The following is a 21,126-nucleotide window of genomic DNA, read 5'->3' as shown; positions in this document are numbered from 1 at the left end:
GGGGATGGTATCGCCATCGCCGCCTCCACGGAAGCGGCAAAAGGAGTATCAGCCATGAAAGCCATTCAAAAAGTATCCATTGTAGGGGCCGGTGCCATGGGCGCGGCCTATGCAGCCCTGTTCACCGATGCCGCCGGGTTTTCCGTCTCCTTCGCAGCCCGGGGTGAACGGTACGAGCGGTTGAAAAACAAAACCCTCTCCGTAAATGCCCGGCTGTATAACGTCCCCGTGGTTCACCCGGACAAAGTCTCTGAGCCGGCGGACCTGATTCTTGTCGCCTTGAAACACCACCATCTAGCCGGTGCCGTCAACGATATCGCAGCGTTGGTGGGTGAGCATACGGCCATCCTGTCGGTAATGAATGGCCTGGAGAGCGAGGAGACCATCGGTGCTGCCTGCGGCATGGACAAGCTGGTCTACGCCATCGCCGTGGGCATCGATGCCGTGCGCGAGAACGATAGCTTCACCTATGCCAATCCCGGCAAAATAATTTTTGGTCTGGTGAAAGATGACGGCAGCGGCCCCCGGTTGGAGCGCATTCAGGAAGCGTTGGATCGCGCGGGCATTCCCAGCGAGGTTCCAGCGGACATCATGCGGGCCATGTGGTGGAAATTCATGATCAATGTAGGCATCAACCAGGCCTCGGCCGTGCTGCGGGCTCCCTACGGCGTTTTTCAGTCCAGCCCCGACGCCAGGGAGTTGATGCGCTCGCTGATGGAAGAGGTGGTGACGCTGGCGCCCAAGGCCGGTGTCGACCTGCGCACCGGAGATATCGAAGATTGGGAGCGGGTGATGATGACCCTTTCACCGAAAGGGAAAACCTCCATGTTTCAGGATGTGGAAGCCGGAAGAAAAACCGAAGTGGAGATTTTTTCCGGCCGGGTGGTGGAACTGGGAAAGCAGTATGACACCGCTACACCGGTCAACGCCACGGTGCAGCGGATCATCAGGGTGATCGAAGGCGGTTTTGGAAAATGATGGATGGGACAATCCAGATTCAAGACTTCTGGGTTCCGCAAGAAGCAAAAACAGACCCGTTCTTTAATGGGTGACCCTTTTATGGCGGATATGGTGCTGAAAAACAATATACTCACAAAAAGTTCTGAAGAATTTCTTTGGGCGCTTCCACTTAAATTGCTTGAATCAGACCGGTTGAATGTGACCCTGGCAGCCTATGAAGTCGGCTACAACAGCATCCCCTCCTTTTCAAAAGCATTTTCAAATCACTTTGGAATGAGCCCGGCCGCATTCATAAATAAACCTCAGTAGAACGCATTCCAAAAATAAGAATTGGTGTGCTCTAGAAGCTAGAAAAAATAGGATTCCGGTTTAAGATCAAGGCGGATTCGCGTTTCTAACCGCAGGCATATATGGAATATGTCGAGGATTTGAAATGCGGATCCAACACAGATATTGGGCTGGAAGACATTTTTGAGATCGCTTCTATTTATTCATATGGAATAAATCTTTTTTCATCTACGATAAGACTTGCCTGGCCTGCTCCTGTGCAGTTGCAAGAAGCAATCCCGAAATAGTCTTTTTGGCCCAATTTCTGTGTAAGTGCCGTAACCAGGAGGAAGCGAGATGAAAAACCAGGAACCCAGCCGTTCCGCAGGAATTATTGCCGCCCACCGTACTATGGAATCATCCAAAGATGAACATCAACGAGTCTGCTATGACCCGTATGCCCGGGATTTTCTGCCCCCGGGGTTCACGGTTATCGGCCCACACGACATCCCTGAGGATCAAGCGCTCCTTTTTTTTAAAGCCCTTGTCCCGGGATTTCATGAATTTTTTATTGCCCGGACGCGATATATCGATGACCACTTGCAGGACTGCCTAAACAACGGACTGGAGCAACTGGTCATTCTGGGTGCCGGCTATGATTCCAGGGCCTATCGGTTCAATGCGCTGACAGATCAAATCAAGGTCTTCGAGGTGGATCGCCCGGCGACCCAGGAGGTGAAAAAAGCAAAAGTCTTTGAACGATTTAAGGCATTGCCTGCCCATGTGCGCTATATCCCCGTTGATTTTGTCGAGAAAGATTTTCAGACCGGCCTGCTTGCCAATGGATATGACCGGCAGTTGAAAACCCTGTTCATATGGGAAGGGGTAACCATGTATGCGGATGCGGTTACTGTGGAACAAACCCTTGATTTTATAGCAAACAACGTTGGGAACGGCAGCGGTCTTATTTTTGATTATACCTATCCCGAGGTGCTTGCAGGGACCCTTGAGCGCAAAGAAGCCAAAGAATGGTTTAAAATATCGCAAAAGTCGGATGAGCCGCTTCTTTTTGGCATCAGCCGGGATAATATTGAAAAGTTCCTCACAGACAGGGGCTTTTCCAATGTTGTCAGTGTATCATCCGAATATTTTAATGCCGCATATTTCACAGGCGTGAATCAGGACCGGGAATCCACCCCCGTGCTTTCGCTTGCCCATGCACAAATAAAGAATTGATCGGGAACTGGATTCATGCCTTTTATGATATTTGGGGGCTGTTATTAAAACCTAAGCTGAGCGATTGTCGAGCTTGCCGTAGATCGTCCCCCCTTCAGAGGTAACCGTGATTCAAGATAACATCCTATGGACGCAGGGGGCGGGGACGCGAACGGAAATAAAATTATGCGTTTCTTTTGGATGGTTGTGACTGAATGCAATAAATCATGCCCTTTCCACGTTCCTCACTAACGTTCCAAATCTGCTGTCTATGATAGGATAGGAAAGCCTTCCATTTTTGCCTTGCCCGATCGGCTTGGAACCACTATTATTGAGCGAAGACTCGGAAAGCCAAAGAGGACGCCCCTGGTCCGTCGCTCATGAGTTCTGACCTGATTCCTTTGCAACCTCCTGTTTTCTCTACTGCGCTTTACATTGTGTTTTCCTGTCGCTTTCCGGGACGTTAAAACAACTGCAACCGCTGCCGGCATGAAATCGCCGGAAAAGGGAGGCCTCATCATGACTGCATCGGCACCGGAACGATTGGTAAGGGAATTTTTCACTGCGGCAGACGTGGGAACCGACGGTCGCCGTTCCTGGGATATCCAGGTACATAACGACCTGTTTTACAAACGATTGGCAGCTGGCGGCTCCATGGCCTTGGGCGAAAGCTACATGGACGGCTGGTGGGACTGCGAGGCCCTGGACCAGTTTTTCGACCGCATCTTACAGTTGCGGCTGGACCAGCGGGCCAGGAAATCCATCAAGGCCTTGTGGTGCGGCTGCAAGGCGGCGCTCACCTGCTCGCCGGGCCGATTCCGCGCCTTTACCATCGGCCGCCGCCATTACGATATCGGCAACGAACTGTTTCGCCTGATGCTGGACAAATGGATGAACTACTCTTGTGCCTACTGGAAGAATGCCGACAACCTGGATGCGGCCCAGGAATCCAAAATGGACCTCATCTGCCGCAAGCTGCATCTGCGACCCGGCCTGCGCCTGCTGGATGTCGGCTGCGGCTGGGGCGGGCTGGCGGCGTTTGCGGCCCAGCATTACGGCGTCGAAGTGACCGGCGTTACCGTCTCCCGGGAACAGGTGAAGCTGGCCCGGCAGCGCACCGATGATCTTCCGGTGACCATCGAACTGAAGGATTACCGGGACATGCGGGAAACCTTTGATCGCATCGTCTCCGTGGGAATGTTCGAACATGTGGGCGCCGGCCGGTACCGCACCTTCATGCGGATGATTCGCCGCTGCCTGGCCCCTGAGGGGCTCTTTCTGCTGCACACCATCGCCGGCAACCGCTCGGTGCGCTCCTCCGATCCCTGGATTACCCGCTATATCTTCCCCAACTCCATGCTGCCGTCCAGCCGCCAGGTTTCTGCGGCGGCAGAAAAACTGCTGGTCCTGGAAGACTGGCACAGCTTCGGACCGGACTACGATCCCACCCTGATGGCCTGGTACCATAATTTCGTCACGAACTGGGAAAACATCCGCCATAACTATGACGAGCGGTTTTTCCGCATGTGGACTTATTATCTGCTGGCCTGCGCAGGTTCCTTCCGCGCCCGCAGAAACCAGCTGTGGCAGATCGTGTTTTCAAGAAACGGGGTTCGTCCCAACTATGAAAGCGTGAGGTAACCTGCGAAAGGGTTGTTTGGGGTCGGTCGATTGTCGGTCAGCGTAAATCCTGGGAATCTTCATCGCGCCGACGCGTTGACGTGTTTTCAAAACGGATATCTTTGATCGTCGCATCACTGGCGATTTTAAAAACAGACGTAAACGTCATTACCGTGCGACCCGCTTCATCATGGATATCGCAGCTCCCTTTGATGATGGCGCCCTTGCGTTCGACCAGGATTGCTTTGGCCAACAGGATGCCTTTTTTCACGGGATAGAGAAAGCGGATCTCCATGGCGATGGTGGCAAAGTGGGTTCCCGGCCTCAGCACGCTTTTTATGGCCATCACCACGGCGGTATCGGCCAGGCTCACCAGTGCGCCGCCATGCATCAGACCCGCCCCCTGAGCCAATTCCCTGTAAAACGGCATTTCTAAAACCGCCTCACCCCTCTCGGCCTTGACAATCTCCATACTCAGCAACTGCTCGAATGGCGCACAGCTGATCCACGCGGGCATGCTGAAGCTGTGGGGGCCGGTATCTTTGTCGGTTTTCATGGGGGCTGTATATCAGGCGCATTGAAAAAATTTACCGCTTGCATCGAGCCACCTGTTCAAGGCCGCTGCAGTTTGAAGCGGATACGCAGGACGCCGTCGTCAAATCCAGACGATGTGACTCGGAACGTCCCGATTTCATGGGTCGATGATACATGGCGCCCGATGCACGGGCAGTGGTCATAATCGCCAATACTCACGATGCGCACACGATCCCCGGCATCGTCTGGCAGCCGGGACAGGTTGAACCGCTCCCGGGCGTTATCGATAGAAACATATTCTTCAGAAACCGGCAAGCCGGCCTCGATCACGCCATTGACTTCGTTTTCCAGGGCTTTCAATTCTTTGTCGGTTAGCGATCGGTTGAAGCGGTAGTCGCATTTGGATTTTTTACGCTCGATATGCGCACTGAAGCACCGGTCACAATCAAACAGGCGGCCCATGGCCTGGTTGAGAATATGCTCGGCGCTGTGCATCTGCGTATCGATCTGTTTCTTAATCGGTATCTCCAACACCCAAGTGAATCCTCCCCGCGTGAGGCCCCGGGAATCATCACCGTAAGGATAAAAAATCGATTTTAGGTTTGCTCGCCAGCCCGCCTCAAGCGACATCGGTTGCCGTGGTTGCCGTGGTTCAATGCAGACAGAAATCATTCCAGCCGCAGCCAGTTCAAGGCTTGATCCAGGGAACGAAAAACCTCTATTTTAAAAGGCACCTGGCCATCTGAAAGTATGGAAATCATTCTGCCGATGCCAAAATCGATATCGCTTGCCACAAGGATGGCTGTTTTACTTTCCGGTGGACGTATATTCGGATATTTTCGGAAAAAATCGATAAGCGAACGAATATCTGCACTCGACAATCGTTCTCCGGTCAGCTCGCCCAGATCATACAATTCATAGCGCGTCGGGCCACTGCGGCCATATCGCTCCAGGGCACCAACCAACTCCGGCAACTTCACCTTTCCGGACAAGGAAAACGTGGTCAACTCGTCAGGATCGTTTCTATCAATGGTGACAGGCATCGAGACACCCATTTTGCTTTGTATTTTTTAACAGACAATAACTCATAGAATAAAAAAGCGCAAATCCTGACTGATGTGTCTTTTCAAACAAGGGGACCACCTGAAATCGCATAAGCGGCTGCTTGCCGTGAAAGGGGCATTGCCCGGCAATCTTTATCGAATCTTTACAGAATCCTGATAATGAATAGTTATTGTTTACTATATCGGTAGACTTGAAGTCCCGCCTTGGAAAAATAAAGGCAGCGGAAAGAAAGAGAGGAAAAGCGCGATGAAAAAAAGATGCTGCACAACCGGCAAATGGTGTTTATTTTTTTTGGGTATACTGTTGTTACTGGGGGCCTGCTCCCAGGCAATGGACTCACAGGCAAGTCATGAAGCGAAATCAACGGAGGCAGCCATGAACCTGGCATATAAAACGAAAACCGATGCCCTGGCAATACCGCCGATTGATGCGGCGGCACCAGCGGTATTCGAGACCGCATCCTTCGGACTGGGGTGATTCTGGGGAATTGAATCCCGGTTCGGGATGATCGAAGGCGTGATTCGCACCCGTGTGGGCTACGCCGGCGGCCGGCAGGCCAATCCGGACTATGGCCATATCGGCGATCACACGGAAACCGTGCAGGTGGATTATGATCCGCAGCGCATCACCTACAACGAGCTGCTGGATATTTTCTGGCAGAGCCATAAGCCCACCGGGCGGTCGTGGTCCCGGCAGTACATGAATGCGGTATTCTACCACGACGACCGTCAGCGGCAGCTGGCAATGGATTCCAAGTCGGCCGTGGAGAAAAAGATCGGCCAGCGGGTCAAAACCGAAGTGGCTCCGTTGCGAACCTTTACCATGGCCGAAGACTACCACCAGAAGTATGTTCTCAAACAACATTACTACCTGAGTGCTGAAATGTCGCGCATCTATCCGCTTCACCGCGATTTTGTCGATTCCACCGCCGTGGCGCGCCTCAACGGATACGCAAGCGGGCAAGGCAGCGAAGAACAACTGGCGCGCGAGATCGACGACCTGGGGCTGACGGACGCAGGCAAAAAAGCCTTGACGGATAGGGTCACCCGGAAGTGGAAATATGATCGTCAATAGTCCAGCAAGGAAATGAACCCCTCAACGCGTGCCGATTAAGGAAAGGGCCTTCCATGCACAGTCGTGGACTTTATTTCGAGGATTTCTCGGCCGGACAGCAATACGCCACGGACCGTCGTACGATCACCGAGGCGGATCACATCAATTTCACCACCTCCTTCGGCTTTTTCGAGCCCCTGTTCATGGACCGGGCGTACGTGGCCGATGAGACGCCCTACAAGCGGCCCATCGTTCCCGGGGCACTGACCTTTTCAATGGCAGAAGGCCTGACGATCCTGTCCGGAATCCTGCATGGCACGGGCCTGGCCTTTCTGGGCGTCGACCTCAAGGTGATCAAACCGGTTTTCATCGGCGAAACCATCAAAGTCGACATTGACGTGGTAGACAAGCGACAGACCCAAAAACCGGATCGGGGCATTGTCTCATTCCTTCATCGGGTAAGCAATCAAGACGATGAACCGGTCATGGAATACGCCATCAAGCGAATGATCAGGCGCAAACACGAATAGATGCCCCCTTGCTGAAGGCTTCGCGGAATCCCTCGGATGGTGACCGTCACCGTCCGAGGGAAGAGAAGATGGAAAAGGATTCCGCCTAATATGCCGGACCGTCGGTATAATCGATGCCCTTCCGGGCGGCCTGGACCTGGATGCACCGGTAGATTTTCGTATCCAGGGAATCTGCGCCCCCGTCTTTCCCATCTCTGACTTTATTCTCGATAAAATGCTGCCGCTTTTTGGCCAGGTCTTCGATCTGAGATTGAAGCTGTTTCCTTTCACGGCTGCGGGCCTCGATGTGCGCGGCCAATGCCGGTTCGCTCATGCCCTTTAGTTCGACCGGCAGGTCCGATTGGGGAATCTCGGCAAGATCCAGTTCTCCGGCTTCCACGGCATGCACCAGCTCTTGGGAACCGATGAAGTTTTTCGCCCCGGCTGCCTTGCTGTTGAAAATCGTCCGTTTGGCCACTGCGGAAGGCCGGGCTTCGCTGTAAATCTCGTCGGCTGTTTTCCGGCGGGCTTCCATTTCACGCAGATGATCGGCATCACCATAATAGATCCGGGTGTCGTCCAGGGCCCGCGACAGGCTGGCGATTTTTTCATCGTAGGGGGTATCGAGGAGCACGGCACCACCAGACTGGGCCACCTGGAAGGTTTCGCCCCTTCCCAACCGGGCGATTTCCCGCCAGATGGAGACGGTTTCCGGCATGTTGCCGCATTGAACCGTATTGATGACGATGTCGGCTTGGGCCGCCCGGGCGCAGCTTTGCATATACTTGACATCATCCGGGTAGTTCATTTTCGGAGGGGCATCGCCCACAAGAAAGATTACCCGGTAGACTGCCGGGCTGCTGCTCCAATCCGGTTTCGTCACCGCCTCGTAAAGGGCCTGGTTGACGCTCTCCGGGGTGTCGCCGCCGCCTACGGCTTCGAATTGCATCAGTCGGGCGTAAACCGCGTCCAGGTCGTCCGACAGGGGCGTGAACACGGTAACGTAGGCATCGCCCCGGTCCCGGTAGCCTACCAGCCCCATGCGGATGTCCGGCGCCGGGTCGGCCGAAGCCAGGGTGTTGGCGATGGACCATATTTTTTCCTTGGCCGCGGCGATCAGCCCGGTCATGCTGCTGGTAGTGTCCAGGACGAACATCACCTCCACCGCCGGGCGCTCGGATTGGGTAGCGGCCATTGTTTCAGGGGCAAGGCTGCCGCCGAAAACAGAAGGGATCCAACCGAAAACAAAAAGAAGCATTCCAATAAAAGTTTTGGTGGCAGGTCGATTGTTGCTCATGTTCAGAACTCCTTTCGTGGGTTTACAAGGTGTTTGATCGATGGTTGGATTTTACGGCATCCAACCCGGAACACAATTCAAACAAATGCAAATTGTCGGCATGCTGCTTTTGCATTTCTTTAACGGATTGATCGGGTTCAAATAGTGACGCACAAAATGCGCAAGCTGGGCCTACCACCGGCTCATCCCCATTCTTAATCGGGAACTAAACAACCGAATTATTGAACAATTGATCTTCAATGAAAGAAGGATCACCCATTGCAACGATCTGACGTAACCCCCTTTCATTTTTTCCGACCCGCGCAGGAGGATGGATGAACAGGACCCTTTTAGCTAGGGGTTTGATTGCATTTTTTTCTCACTGTGACGCGTCGTGGCGGTGGTAGGAGCGGTACCGGCGGTTCTTCTTCGGCACGTGCATTGGACGGCAACGGCAGTCGCATTTACGCTCCCCACGTCGTGATGGATCTGGAAGGGGATGGCCCGGTTGAAATCGTCTACGGGCAGGGAAGGTGAGTATACGCCTATGAGTGGCGCGACAGGCAATTTTCTGTCAAATCGGGCTGGCCGAGGGACACCGCCTGTGCCGGCAGTTCCCCGGAAGTAGGGGGCCTGGCCGCCGCCGACCTGGACGGCAACGGGTCCATCGAAATCATCGTTACAACCACGCAGACCTTACCCACCGATGAAGGCGGTGCCCAGGTGTTTGTGTGGCCGTTCAACGGGGACCGGTATCAGTCGGCCGGATTAGCCGATGTGGCCTGGCCGCGTTATAGCAATCGCACCGGAGAAGGAGGCAATGCCGATCTCAACGAAATGGGGCACAGCAGGAGATCATGATCCATACTTTTCGATCACGGCATGGACGTCTTTACCGTGCCCGATTCCGGCTGCGACCGCCTGCTGTGGACCACTGCCCGGGGCGAGCCGTTGCGCATGGGCCAGCCCAGTGGGTTGGATTGAACGCGGATCACTCCTCCGAATGGAAGCTGCGAATAATGTACCCGCCTGATTTTTCGTCAGACTCCAGTTCCATCAGGCCGCGGCTGGCGGCCTCGTCCAACAGCCGCTTGAACGAGCGGAAACCGTAGTAGGATTCGTTGAATCCCGGGCGGCGGCGCTTGAGGGTCTGCTTGACCATGGACCCCCAGATTTTATCTTCCGACCCGCGTTCTTCGGCAAGGGCCTCCAACGTCTCCATCACCAGGTCCAGCGCCTCCTGGGTCAGTGTCTCGGCATCCTCTTTGGGAGTTGCCTCAGGAGCCGGCGTCTTGGGTCCTTTAACCTGCGGCTTGCGGGCCGGTTTCTTGGCCTTTTTCTTCTTCCTGACCAAATCGTCGTAATAAATGAATTCATCGCAATTGGCGATCAGCAGGTCGGAACTGGAGTTCTTGACGCCCACGCCGATAACGTTTTTGTTGTTCTCGCGCAGTTTGCTGACCAAGGGGGAGAAGTCCGAATCGCCGCTAACGATCACGAAGGTATCCACGTGCGATTTGGTGTAGCACAGGTCCAGGGCATCCACGACCATACGGATGTCGGCGGAATTCTTACCCGACTGGCGCACATGGGGGATCTCGATGAGTTCGAAGGCCGCCTCGTGCATGGCCGCCTTGAACTCCTTGTAACGCTCCCAGTCGCAGTAGGCTTTCTTGACCACGATGCTGCCCTTGAGCAGCAGCCGCTCAAGCACCTTGCTGATGTCGAACTGGGCAAAACGTGCATCCCGCACCCCGAGGGCGACATTTTCGAAATCGCAGAACACCGCCAGGTTGGTTGCTTCCAATAACTTGCTCATGTTTTCCTTCCAGGATTTTCAATTGTTTTCGAGAAAGATCCATACCCCGATGGCCAAAAAATAAAACCATGCGGATTTTCGCCGACAAGCGCTTGATTTACAAATGGCGAAGCCTTCTTATTTTGATTCAATTACCAGTCTTCAATGAAAGGATACACCGATGGCTGAGCTTCGAGCAACATCTAATGAATATACCCTGGACACGGTAGCGATGAATGTCGAGAATGCCGACCTGGACCTGGCAACAGCCCGCGACATAGCCAAAGCAAAGGCCCGCGACATGGACCGCAATGCCATGATGCTGTCCTACCACAGCGGGAAAACCGGCGAATTCTGGCCGAATTACGAATGCGGCGGGGGCGGGCGGCCGCCATGGATCGTGTTTGCCGAAGCCAGAGGCTACAACCTGAAGATCGATATCAACGACGGCGAGTATGAGTTTTTTTATCTGCGTTTTTAGCTGACACGATTCATGGATACATCGGCCGCATTTTTCCCTGCGGTGCATGCAGACTGAGCTAAAAGCGCCGGTTAACGTTACGGCTATTGACAGGCGTTTATTATCAACCCGATAATAGTAAACATCACGGACATCCGGCAACCCTTTCCTATCAGACATAAATCTCTGCCACACTCGCGATAGGTTTCTGCCAGATGTCCAGTTGCCGCCTTCCAATATTCGTATCCCAAGGAAAGGAACGTGCGCATGCCCCACGAAGATGCCGACACCACAGCCCGGGAAATCGCCGTGGAGAACCGGGAGTGGATCGAAAGCCTTGATTATGTATACGAGAATCAAGGACCTGCACGCATTTTAGAGCTGCTTCGTCACCTTCAAGTACGAGCCCAGCAGCGCGGCGTCCACATCCATTTTTCCGCCAACACCCCTTACCTCAACACCATAACAGCGAACCGCCAGCCTGCCTTTCCGGGAAGCCGGGAGATCGAGCGCCGCATCAAGAGCATTATCCGCTGGAACGCCATGGCCATGGTGGTGCGCGCCAACCGCCAGCATTCGGGCATCGGCGGCCACATTTCCACCTTTGCCTCCAGCGCCACCCTCTACGAAGTGGGCTTCAACCATTTCTTCCGGGCCAAAAGCGCCGGCCACCCCGGAGACATCGTCTTCTTCCAGGGTCACGCAGCACCAGGAATATACGCCCGCGCCTTTTTAGAGGGCCGCGTCAGCGAGGCGCAGATGGAAAATTTCCGCCGGGAGATGGCCGAAGGCGGAGGCTTGAGCGCTTACCCCCACCCGTACCTGATGCCCGAGTTCTGGCAGTTTCCCACCGTGTCCATGGGCCTGTCACCGATCATGGCCATCTACCAGGCCCGCTTCAACCGCTACATGGAGGATCGCGGGATCAAGCCGCCTGATGACCGCCGGGTGTGGGCATTCCTGGGTGACGGCGAAACCGACGAACCGGAAACCCTGGGCGCCATCACCCTGGCGGCTAGGGAGCACCTGGACAACCTTATTTTTGTGATCAACTGCAACCTCCAGCGCCTGGACGGACCGGTGCGGGGCAACGGAAAGATCATCCAGGAGCTGGAGGCCGCCTTTCGCGGGGCCGGTTGGAATGCCATCAAGGTGATCTGGGGAGACGACTGGGACCCGCTGCTGGCCCAGGATGATCAGGGCCTGCTGGCCAGGCGAATGGAGGAGGTGCCCGACGGCCAGTACCAGATGTATTCGGTGTCCGGCGGCGAATACATCCGCCGGGATTTCTTCGGCCGTTACCCGGAACTGACCCGCATGGTGGAAGGCTACACCGACGAGCAGCTGCAGAAGCTGCGTCGGGGCGGCCACGACCCGCAGAAAGTCTATGCGGCCTACCGGGCGGCGGTCGAGCACAAGGGGGCGCCCACCGTAATCCTGGCCAAGACCATCAAGGGCTATGGCCTGGGAGAAGCGGGCGAGGGACGCAATGTCACCCACCAGCAGAAGAAACTCAACGAAGAGGAACTGCGCCATTTCAGAAGCCGCTTCGGCATCCCCATCCCCGATGACCAGATCCAGGATGCCCCCTTTTACCGGCCCGACGAAGAGAGCGAAGAGATCCATTACCTGAAAGAACGGCGACGAGTCCTTGGCGGCTACCTGCCGGCACGCAGCGTGTCGGTACCCATCTTCAGGCCGCCGCCCAAAAATTTGTACGCCGAATTTTTAAAGGGGTCGGGTGACCGTGAAGTGGCCACCACCATGGTCATGGTTACCCTGCTCGGCAAGCTGCTTGCGGACAAAAAAATCGGGCGCTATATCGTGCCCATCGTACCCGATGAGGCTCGCACCTTCGGCATGGAAAGCCTGTTTCGCAAGATCGGCATCTACTCCCACGTGGGACAGAACTACGAGCCGGTAGACAAGAGCAGCCTGCTCTATTACAAAGAAGCCACCGATGGTCAAATATTGGAGGAGGGCATTACCGAAGCCGGATCCATGGCTTCGTTCATCGCCGCCGGCACGGCCTACTCCACCTTCGACATCAACATGGTGCCCTTCTTTTTCTTCTACTCCATGTTCGGCTTTCAACGCATCGGCGACATGATCTGGGCCGCCGGCGATGTTCAGGCCCGGGGCTTTTTGCTGGGTGCCACGGCCGGCCGTACCACCCTGGCCGGTGAAGGGCTCCAGCACCAGGATGGCCACAGCCACATCCTGGCTTTGCCCAACCCATCGCTGTTGGCCTACGATCCGGCGTTTGCCTTCGAGATCGCGGTCATCGTGCGCGAGGGGCTCCGCCGGATGCTGGAGGAAGGGGAAAACCTGGTCTACTATCTCACCATCACCAACGAATTCTACCCCATGCCCGAGATGCCAACCGGCGCAGAGGAAGGAATTCTCAAGGGCATCTATAAATTTACTTCATCATCTCTCAAAAAGCCCAAAGCCAGGGCGCATCTGCTAGGCAGCGGGGCCATTCTCAACGAGTGCCTCAAAGCCCGGAACATTTTGGAATCGGACTATGGCGTCGCTGCCGATGTGTGGAGCGTGACCAGCTACAAGAATCTTTATTGGGACGCCCAGGAGACGGATCGCTGGAACCGCCTCAATCCGGAAAAAAACCCCCGCCCCTCTTTTCTGCAGCGTCTCACCACCGGTGAAACCGGGGTGTTTGTGGCGGCCAGCGACTACCTCAAGGCCCTGCCGGAAACGATTACCCGCCATCTGCCTGGTCCGGTGGTTATCCTGGGAACCGACGGTTACGGCCGCAGCGATACCCGCGAAGCATTGCGCGACTTTTTCGAGATAGACGCCCGGCACATCGCCTTCGCGGCCCTGTCCGCCTTGACTCGGGAAAAGACCATACCCGCTGCTACGGTAAAAAAAGCCCGAATGGCGTTGAAGATCGACCCCGATCGCACCAATCCCTTGTTCGCATAGAAGAAGGAGACTCCATGATACAAGCAATCAAAGTTCCGGAAATCGGCGAGAATGTTGAATCGGGCGTCGTGGTGGCCGTCCACATCAAGATCGGAGACACAGTGGCGGTGGATGATACGGTGATCGAACTGGAGACGGACAAAGCCCTGGTGGAAATTCCGTCCCCATTTGCCGGCCGGGTGACTGAAGTGCTGGCCGAGGCAGGCGCCCAGATGAACGTGGGCGATGTCATCGCCCGGGTGGAAACCGAAAGTAAAGCGGCCAAAGCGGATAAAAAACCTCCGGCGCCGGATACGGCGACGGAAGAACCCGCATCCGCGTCCGAGAACGGCGAGGAGGAAGCGTCCCCTGCACCCGCACCACCTGTAACCGCGGGCTCCGAGTCTCAGCCCCCCGGACGCGAAACGACGCCAGAGCGTCCTCCGGCACCGGCGGCGCCCTCAATCCGTCGCCTGGCACGGGAGCTGGGGGTGGATATTGTCAACGTCAGCGGAAGTGGCCCCGGTGGCCGAATTACCGAAGCAGACATCAAAACCCATGTGCGTCACCGGCAGCCAGGAGCGCCAGGAATTTCCGGCAGTCCCCCTGTAACCGGAACCTTGGCGCTTCCCGATTTCAGCCGCTGGGGAGAGGTCCACATCGAGGAGATGGACACGGTCCGACGGCTGACGGCCCAGAGCACGGCAGCCTCCTGGACGACCATCCCCCACGTCACCCAGTTTGATGAGGCGGACATCACCGGTGTGATGAAATTCATCGAAAAAAATGCTCCAACGGTGGAAACGGCCGGTGCCAAGCTCACCGTAACGGCCATCGTCACCCGGGTGTGCGCCGAAGCCCTGAAACGGTTTCCGCGGTTCAACGCCAGTATCGACGTTGCCAACCGCCGCATCATCCTCAAACAATATGTTCATATCGGAATAGCTGCCGACACTCCGCGGGGCCTGTTGGTGCCGGTGATCCGCGATGCCGACCAAAAGAGCATCGTCGACCTGGCCAAAGCCATTGGGGACCTGGCACAACGTGCCCGCAACAAAAAGATCAAACCCGACGAATTAGAGGGCGGCACCTTCAGCATCTCCAACCAGGGGGGCATCGGCGGGGTGGGGTTCACCCCGATTGTATTGTGGCCCCAGGTGGCCATCCTGGGCGTGAGCCGGTCCGCCGTCAAACCGGTTTATGTGCAGGATCGCTTCGAACCGCGAACCATTCTGCCCTTTTCGCTCTCCTACGATCACCGCATCATCGACGGAGCCGACGCGGCACGGTTCCTTCGCTGGATCTGCGATGGGCTGGAACAACCCATGACCCTTTTTCTCGATTAGCGTTAAGAAAGCGAGTATCATCCATGGCTGACAACAACACTCAGGTGGCTGTCATCGGTGCCGGCCCTGGCGGCTATGCGGCTGCCTTTCTGGCTGCGGATATGGGCCTTACCGTCACCCTCATCGATCCGGCAGAGAACCCCGGCGGTGTTTGCCTTTACCGCGGGTGCATTCCCTCCAAGGCCCTGCTGCATATCGCCCGGCTGATCCATGAAGCAGCCGATGCCGAGGCCTGGGGTGTCTCTTTCGGCAAGCCCAGAATCGACATCGACCGGATGCGGCTATGGAAATCGGATGTGGTAACCGGTCTCACCGGCGGACTGGGGCGTTTGGTCAGCCAGCGAAAAATCAATTACATCCGGGCCAGCGCGGTATTTTCCGACGACCGGACACTGTCCCTGATGGGCGTTGATGGGAAAACAAGCACGCTGGGTTTCGCGCACGCCATCCTGGCCACAGGATCCCGCGCCACGGAAATACCCATGTTTCCGGTGGACTCAAATCTCATCTGGAACTCGAAAAAAGCCCTTGATCTGGAAACGGTTCCTAAAACGCTGCTGGTGGTGGGCGGCGGCTATATTGGCCTGGAGATAGGCAGTGTCTATGCGGCTTTGGGCTCCGAAGTCACCGTCGTTGAGATGCTGCCCCACCTGTTGGCCGGTGCCGACCGGGATTTGGTGCGCTTTCTTACCAAGACACTAACGGACCGATTCAAGGCAATCCTGCTGAACACCACGGTGGCGGCGGTTAAAATCCAGAAAAACGGCGTTAAGGTGACCTTCCAGGGACAGGATGAAAAGCCTCAAACCCAACTGTTCCAGCGGGTGCTAGTAGCCGTAGGCCGGCGGCCCAATGCCACCGGCCTTGGCTTGGATAAAGCCGGAGTGTCCCTGGATGAAACCGGGTTTGTCCAGAAGGACAACCGATGCCGAACCACGGCTGCCAAGGTCTTCGCCATCGGCGACGCAGCCGGACAGCCCATGTTGGCCCACAAAGCCGCCTACGAAGCACGCATCGCCGTGGAAAATATCGCCGGGAAAAATGTGATCGCCGATCCCGCAGCCATCCCGGCAGTGGTCTTCACCGATCCGGAGATTGCCTGGGTCGGCCTCACCGAGGCCGCTGCCAAAGCAAAAGGGATGGCTGTCGCAGTCACCCGGTTCCCTTGGGCGGCATCCGGGCGCGCCGTCACCCTGGGCCGCAGTGACGGGCTCACCAAGCTGATAATCGATCCGGAAACCGAACGCCTGCTGGGTGCAGGCATCGTGGGACCCGGCGCCGGGGAGTTGATCGCTGAAGCAACGCTTGCCCTGGAGATGGGGGCCAATGCCACCGATGTCGGTTTAACTATTCATCCTCATCCGACCCTGTCCGAAACGTTCAAGGAGGCAGCCGATATCTTTCACGGAACGGCCACCCATTATTACCGGCCGAAGCGGGCCAGGAAATAATTCCTACCTTGGAGGTTTTGCCCTACCGTCAAAATTGACTTGCATTTATTTATAAATGTGATATGGCAGACAAGTCATAAAGGATTGCCGGTGTTGGCGGTCCGGTTTCTTGCTAGGGCATCGATCCATTTGTCTTGTTAAAGTGGCGCCTGAAGTTTGAAGCAATGATTAAATTTTTTTTATTCTGTAGGAGGAAGTTAGCATGGCAAATGGTATTGTGAAGTGGTTCAATGACAGCAAGGGATTTGGTTTTATCGAGCAGGAAGACGGCCCGGATGTTTTCGTGCATCATTCGGCAATCAATTCCAGTGGATTCAGATCTCTCAACGAAGGAGACCGGGTTAGCTTTGAAATCGAGCAGGGTCCCAAGGGGCCGGCTGCAGCTAACGTGACTGTGGTCTAAAACTTCGTTTTTCGATTTTTAAAGGGCCTTCCGTTTTAACCGGAAGGCCCTTTTTTTTCCTGCTGAAACGTCATTCAAGCCGGCTCGCCGGAACCTTCTCCAAAGACCGCTGGGCGGTGTCTTTCTTCCCGACTGTTGAAAAGGTCATGAACACAGGCAAAGACCAGACAGCGGCAAGCGTCACACCCATTTCCTGCGCCTGAAAAAAACGAGCATGCCGATGATTATGGCCAGGATGACTATCCACACAAACAGATAACCCCAGCGCCAGGCCAGCTCGGGCATATGGGTAAAGTTCATGCCGTAGATGCCGGCCACAAAGGTGATGGGAATGAAGATGGTGGCAATGATGGTAAGCACCTTCATTACCTCGTTCATACGGTTGCTGATGATGGACAGGTAAAGATCCTGCATGCCGGACAGGATATCCCGGAAGGACTCGATGGTATCGATAGTCTGGATCGTGTGATCGTACACATCACGCAAAAACGGACCGATCGCCTCACCCACAAAAGGAGCGCCGTCCTTTTGCAGATGAGCGATGATTTCCCGCAGTGGCCAGACCTGTTTTCTCAAGTAAATCAAATCGTGGCGGATGGCATGAATCTCTTCCAGCATGCCGGCATCAGGATTTTCATCAATCGTCTCTTCTAAAGTTTCCAGCCGCTGGCCCACCTTTTCCAGAATCACAAAATAGTTGTCCACAATGGCGTCGATGAGCGCGTATGCCAGGTAATCGCAGCCACCGGTGCGAATCTGTCCCTTGCCTTTGCGGATCCGCTCTCGCACCGGCGTGAAAACATCACCGGCAACTTCCTGAAAGGTAATGAGGAACGTTTTCCCCAGTATCAGGCTGACCTGCTCCGAAGAAATTCCTTCTTTTTCCGCATCGTAATGAAGCATTTTCAACACGATAAAAAGGTAACCGTCGAAAGCCTCCGTTTTTGGCCGCTGGGTGGTGTTGAGCACGTCTTCCAGGGTCAGGGGATGAACGCCGTAAATTTTACCGATGTGTTCCATCAATGAGATGTCGTGAATACCATCGATATTGAGCCAGGTGGTGGCGCTGGATGTTAATAGCGGCAAGGCCTCTTCAACAAGCTCCAACGGCTTCTCTATGACCGTTTCTGCATCATAGTGCAACAAGGCCAGGTGGACATCATCCGTTTTTCTTTCTCCCACGTGGACCAAGGTTCCGGGGGAACTGCCGGCTTTCTTTGATGACTTTCTGGTGAATCGGGACATTGGTGGTCCTATGAACGGATAGGGAAAATGACACGGGTGGATAAAAAGAAGTGTAGCGCAAATCATACGGTTTGTAAATTTAGTAGTCGTTCTGACGTCACCTTGGCGCAGCCTTTCTTGTCATTCGGTAAAAAAGGCTGACACCCGGGACGGCAAATCGGTCGATAACTTTTTATAACCAACTATTAATATAAATAATATTTTGCCGCCAAATTGGTATTTGTCTTGCTTTGAATAAGGAAGCGGTGAATTTAAAAATGAAAGGAGCCGACCATGAAATGCAATGTAGGCCGAACCGAACGGATCATCCGCATTGTCGCCAGTCTGGCGTTCATGGCCCTCGGTGCCAGCTGGTGGAAAGGTTTTTACGTCGTGGCTGTCGTTGTATTCATAACCGCCATGATTGCCTGGTGTCCGGTCACCGCGGCGTTTGGGATTACCACCTGCAGGGAAGAGGAGCAGGAAGAGATTCCCGTAGATACGGTGAGCACCGACAAGGACAAACAAATCCGGGAGCGCCGGTTCAAATGATTAACGTTCGGGCAACAGTCGACTTTTTTCCAACTCATTCATAACCGAATCGACCACCTGACCGATCGCCTGCCCGGTGGTTTTCGGATCCATAAGTTGCAACTCCCCAGCCCAGATCAGCGATTCCGCCTTCACTTCATATAGCCGGGTTTCAAGGCTGATGGCCACCCGTTCAACGCATACGGTGGACGCAAGAACATAATCCCAGGCGTAGTCGAAAAACCGGAAATAGTCATTGTAATACTGTCGCGACCGCCTGTTGGTACGGATGCGATCCGGGTACCTGCGCAGAATGTCAGTAAAACAACCATACATAGGATGGTCTTTCCCCTATTTTTATTCCCTTCTCATTTTTATAGTCATGTCCGAAAACGACTTGTCAGCCGATAAAAAACATCTGAATATGGTGCACAGCATAAAAGGAATCCCCTTAAATATAAATTCTGGATGCACGCCACCATGAATAAAGGCTGAATATGAATACTATGATGGACCGTGACGTCTGTGACCGCGCCAGACTCGCCCGGGACCCGCGCTTTGACGGCCTCTTTTTCATCGGCGTCAAAACCACGGGCATCTATTGCCGACCCATCTGTCCGGCCCCGTCACCCCGGCCGAAAAACATCGTTTACTATCCCTCGGCAGCCGCAGCCGCAGCGGCCGGCCTGCGTCCATGCCTGCGCTGCCGGCCCGAAACGGCCCCGGGCACTCCCGCCTGGAACGGCACCTCCGCCACCGTCTCCAGGGCCTTGCATCTGATTCGCCAGGGAGCTCTTGACAGCGGTTCCGTAGACGATCTGGCCGCACGCTTGGGTGTCGGCGCCCGGCACTTACGCCGTCTGTTCCGACAGCATATCGGAGCCACGCCCAAAGCCCTTGCGGATAACCAGCGCCTGCTGTTTGCCAAACGGCTGGTGGTGGAAACGGACATGCCCATCACCCAGGCGGCCCTTGCCGCCGGCTACGGCAGCATCCGGCGCCTTAATGCCGCCTTTCGCAAGCACGTCGATCGCACGCCGTCTCAGCTTCGCAGAAGTCGCCCGCAGGCACGTCTCCGATCCGATTCCGGATTCCGCTGCACCCTGACGCTGCCCTACCGGCCGCCATACGATTGGGAGCGGATGCTGACCTTTTTCCAGGAACGGGCCATCCCCGGTGTGGAATGGGTGGATGGCGGGACCTATCACCGGACCATCCGCCTGTCGACCACCTGCGGAACCCTCGCTGTGCGACACGCCCAAAAGGGCCACACCCTTGACCTTGAGGTGTGCATGACGGACAGCCGCGAGCTGATGGCGGTCGTGGATCGGGTACGGCGCATGTTTGACCTGGATGCCAATCCCCGGGCCATTCACCAGACCCTCAGCCTGGATCCCTTGCTGGCCGAACGGATCCGCAAATCACCGGGAGTGCGCCTGCCCGGATCATGGGACCCCTTCGAAACCGCGGTACGCGCAATAGTCGGCCAGCAGATCTCGGTAAAGGGCGCCGTCACTCAGCTGGGTCGTATCGCAAGCACTGCCGGCGTCCCTTATGGCGGTAATGGAAATCCCCACCTGGCATGGTTCTTTCCTGATGCCGGTGATATGGCAGCCGCCGATATGGCAGGCATCGGCATGCCCCAAAAAAGGAAGGAGACCCTTCGGCAACTGGCTCGGCACGTCGTTGCCGGATCGCTGCCGTTCGACTCGGCCGGAGGATTATCCCCCTTTGTCGTTACCATGACGGCCATACCGGGCATCGGAGAGTGGACGGCCAACTATGTGGCCATGCGTGCCCTGGGAGAACCCGACGCGTTCCCGGCATCGGATCTGGGAATCATGAAGGCACTCCAGGGGGGAGACACCCGACCGACCGTTAAACAAGTGATGTCGCGCGCCGAAGCATGGCGCCCCTGGCGGGCTTACGCGACAATTTACCTGTGGCAGGAACAGGGATAGGAGACACGATGATCTATGATTATATGGATACCGATATGGCCGGCACCCTGGTGCTGGCTGGAGACGAGAAAGGGCTGCGACACCTGAATTTCGTCAGCGGAAAACATCCGGTGTTCATCCAAGGGGACTGGCAGCGGGACGCGGCTCATTTCAAATCGGTGAAAACCCAGCTGTCCGCTTATTTTGCAGGTGAACACAAAACCTTCGAAGTCGATCTGTTTCCGGAAGGCACACCCTTTCAAATGAAGGTGTGGTCCGCGCTGTTAGAGATTCCCTATGGCGCGGTGGTCTCCTACCAGTGGATTGCCCGGCGTATCGACAAGCCCGATGCCGTGCGTGCCGTGGGTGCCGCCAATGGCTGCAATCCCATCTCCATCATTATTCCCTGCCACCGGGTCATCGGCAAAAATGGCGCGTTGACCGGTTACGGCGGCGGGCTTGACCTCAAGCAGCGGCTTCTCCGGCTGGAAAAAGGGAACGTCTTTTCGGCCAGCCAGGCGCCGCGGCCCTTTTCCGATAGATGACCCG

Annotated in this window: 21 protein-coding genes; 14 read left to right on the top strand and 7 right to left on the bottom strand. The window is 55.6% G+C overall.

Features of this window, described 5'->3' with window-relative positions; translation table 11 throughout:
* The first annotated feature begins 54 nt into the window (after positions 1 to 54).
* From ACHZBS_RS12360 to cfa, 4 genes are all read left to right on the top strand, one after another.
* Positions 55 to 978, top strand: a complete 924-nt coding sequence (locus ACHZBS_RS12360) for a ketopantoate reductase family protein (protein ID WP_319406818.1) — start codon at positions 55 to 57, stop codon at positions 976 to 978.
* Between the two features lie 3 nt (positions 979 to 981).
* Positions 982 to 1,269, top strand: coding sequence for a helix-turn-helix domain-containing protein (locus ACHZBS_RS12355; RefSeq protein WP_319406817.1), 288 nt, complete (start codon positions 982 to 984; stop codon positions 1,267 to 1,269).
* Between the two features lie 315 nt (positions 1,270 to 1,584).
* On the top strand, positions 1,585 to 2,463 hold the full coding sequence (locus tag ACHZBS_RS12350; RefSeq protein ID WP_319406816.1) for an SAM-dependent methyltransferase: 879 nt from the start codon (positions 1,585 to 1,587) through the stop codon (positions 2,461 to 2,463).
* 498 nt (positions 2,464 to 2,961) lie between these two features.
* Positions 2,962 to 4,083: a cyclopropane fatty acyl phospholipid synthase gene (cfa, locus tag ACHZBS_RS12345; RefSeq protein ID WP_319406815.1), complete on the top strand. Its 1,122-nt coding sequence runs from the start codon at positions 2,962 to 2,964 to the stop codon at positions 4,081 to 4,083.
* A gap of 37 nt (positions 4,084 to 4,120) precedes the next feature.
* Here cfa and ACHZBS_RS12340 read toward each other — a convergent pair whose 3' ends face one another.
* From ACHZBS_RS12340 to ACHZBS_RS12330, 3 genes are all read right to left on the bottom strand, one after another.
* Positions 4,121 to 4,618, bottom strand: coding sequence for a PaaI family thioesterase (locus ACHZBS_RS12340; RefSeq protein ID WP_319406814.1), 498 nt, complete (start codon positions 4,616 to 4,618; stop codon positions 4,121 to 4,123).
* 56 nt (positions 4,619 to 4,674) lie between these two features.
* Positions 4,675 to 5,127: a hypothetical protein gene (locus ACHZBS_RS12335; RefSeq protein WP_319406813.1), complete on the bottom strand. Its 453-nt coding sequence runs from the start codon at positions 5,125 to 5,127 to the stop codon at positions 4,675 to 4,677.
* Between the two features lie 137 nt (positions 5,128 to 5,264).
* Positions 5,265 to 5,639: an STAS/SEC14 domain-containing protein gene (locus ACHZBS_RS12330; RefSeq protein WP_319406812.1), complete on the bottom strand. Its 375-nt coding sequence runs from the start codon at positions 5,637 to 5,639 to the stop codon at positions 5,265 to 5,267.
* Positions 5,640 to 6,147: 508 nt separating this feature from the next.
* Here ACHZBS_RS12330 and ACHZBS_RS12325 point away from each other — a divergent pair.
* Positions 6,148 to 6,735 carry a peptide-methionine (S)-S-oxide reductase gene (locus ACHZBS_RS12325; RefSeq protein WP_319409082.1) on the top strand — a complete coding sequence of 196 codons (588 nt, stop codon included), beginning with the start codon at positions 6,148 to 6,150 and terminating at the stop codon, positions 6,733 to 6,735.
* Between the two features lie 53 nt (positions 6,736 to 6,788).
* Positions 6,789 to 7,244, top strand: coding sequence for a MaoC/PaaZ C-terminal domain-containing protein (locus ACHZBS_RS12320; RefSeq protein WP_319406811.1), 456 nt, complete (start codon positions 6,789 to 6,791; stop codon positions 7,242 to 7,244).
* 85 nt (positions 7,245 to 7,329) lie between these two features.
* Here ACHZBS_RS12320 and ACHZBS_RS12315 read toward each other — a convergent pair whose 3' ends face one another.
* Positions 7,330 to 8,520 carry a VWA domain-containing protein gene (locus tag ACHZBS_RS12315; RefSeq protein WP_319406810.1) on the bottom strand — a complete coding sequence of 397 codons (1,191 nt, stop codon included), beginning with the start codon at positions 8,518 to 8,520 and terminating at the stop codon, positions 7,330 to 7,332.
* Between the two features lie 970 nt (positions 8,521 to 9,490).
* Entirely contained in the window at positions 9,491 to 10,318 is an 828-nt protein-coding gene (locus tag ACHZBS_RS12310; RefSeq protein ID WP_319406809.1) for an NYN domain-containing protein, read from the bottom strand.
* 160 nt (positions 10,319 to 10,478) lie between these two features.
* Between ACHZBS_RS12310 and ACHZBS_RS12305 the strand changes: the two genes are divergently transcribed.
* The 5 genes from ACHZBS_RS12305 to ACHZBS_RS12285 all read left to right on the top strand — a co-directional run bounded on the left by ACHZBS_RS12305 (position 10,479) and on the right by ACHZBS_RS12285 (position 16,882).
* Complete coding sequence (locus tag ACHZBS_RS12305; RefSeq protein WP_319406808.1) at positions 10,479 to 10,778, top strand: AF1514 family protein; 300 nt, start codon at positions 10,479 to 10,481, stop codon at positions 10,776 to 10,778.
* Between the two features lie 246 nt (positions 10,779 to 11,024).
* Entirely contained in the window at positions 11,025 to 13,703 is a 2,679-nt protein-coding gene (aceE, locus tag ACHZBS_RS12300) for a pyruvate dehydrogenase (acetyl-transferring), homodimeric type (protein WP_319406807.1), read from the top strand.
* A gap of 14 nt (positions 13,704 to 13,717) precedes the next feature.
* Positions 13,718 to 15,028 carry a 2-oxo acid dehydrogenase subunit E2 gene (locus tag ACHZBS_RS12295; protein WP_319406806.1) on the top strand — a complete coding sequence of 437 codons (1,311 nt, stop codon included), beginning with the start codon at positions 13,718 to 13,720 and terminating at the stop codon, positions 15,026 to 15,028.
* Positions 15,029 to 15,051: 23 nt separating this feature from the next.
* Positions 15,052 to 16,479, top strand: coding sequence for a dihydrolipoyl dehydrogenase (gene lpdA / locus ACHZBS_RS12290; RefSeq protein WP_319406805.1), 1,428 nt, complete (start codon positions 15,052 to 15,054; stop codon positions 16,477 to 16,479).
* Positions 16,480 to 16,681: 202 nt separating this feature from the next.
* A complete protein-coding gene (locus ACHZBS_RS12285) occupies positions 16,682 to 16,882 on the top strand; it encodes a cold-shock protein (protein WP_319406804.1) in 201 nt (66 codons plus the stop codon).
* Positions 16,883 to 17,062: 180 nt separating this feature from the next.
* On the opposite strand, the gene corA is transcribed toward ACHZBS_RS12285, so the two are convergent.
* The gene (gene corA, locus ACHZBS_RS12280; RefSeq protein WP_319406803.1) at positions 17,063 to 18,127 is read right to left on the bottom strand and encodes a magnesium/cobalt transporter CorA; all 1,065 of its coding nucleotides are present in this window, start codon (positions 18,125 to 18,127) and stop codon (positions 17,063 to 17,065) included.
* A 273-nt stretch (positions 18,128 to 18,400) separates the two neighbouring features.
* Here corA and ACHZBS_RS12275 point away from each other — a divergent pair, with 273 nt between their 5' ends.
* Positions 18,401 to 18,658, top strand: coding sequence for a DUF2892 domain-containing protein (locus ACHZBS_RS12275; protein WP_319406802.1), 258 nt, complete (start codon positions 18,401 to 18,403; stop codon positions 18,656 to 18,658).
* Here the strand turns inward: ACHZBS_RS12275 and ACHZBS_RS12270 are convergent, their stop codons facing one another.
* Positions 18,659 to 18,973: a hypothetical protein gene (locus ACHZBS_RS12270; protein ID WP_319406801.1), complete on the bottom strand. Its 315-nt coding sequence runs from the start codon at positions 18,971 to 18,973 to the stop codon at positions 18,659 to 18,661.
* Positions 18,974 to 19,134: 161 nt separating this feature from the next.
* On the opposite strand from ACHZBS_RS12270, the gene ACHZBS_RS12265 reads away from it, so the two are divergent.
* Positions 19,135 to 20,598 (top strand): AlkA N-terminal domain-containing protein, encoded by a 1,464-nt coding sequence (locus tag ACHZBS_RS12265; protein ID WP_319406800.1) that lies wholly within the window; start codon positions 19,135 to 19,137, stop codon positions 20,596 to 20,598.
* 8 nt (positions 20,599 to 20,606) lie between these two features.
* Positions 20,607 to 21,122 carry a methylated-DNA--[protein]-cysteine S-methyltransferase gene (locus ACHZBS_RS12260; RefSeq protein WP_319406799.1) on the top strand — a complete coding sequence of 172 codons (516 nt, stop codon included), beginning with the start codon at positions 20,607 to 20,609 and terminating at the stop codon, positions 21,120 to 21,122.
* Positions 21,123 to 21,126: the final 4 nt, after the last annotated feature.

Origin of the sequence: uncultured Desulfosarcina sp. (genome assembly GCF_963664155.2) — a bacterium.
In the GTDB taxonomy this organism is placed as follows: domain Bacteria; phylum Desulfobacterota; class Desulfobacteria; order Desulfobacterales; family Desulfosarcinaceae; genus Desulfosarcina.
The sequence above is the reverse complement of the archived record's forward strand: the minus strand, read 5'-3'. Positions and strand labels throughout refer to the sequence as shown.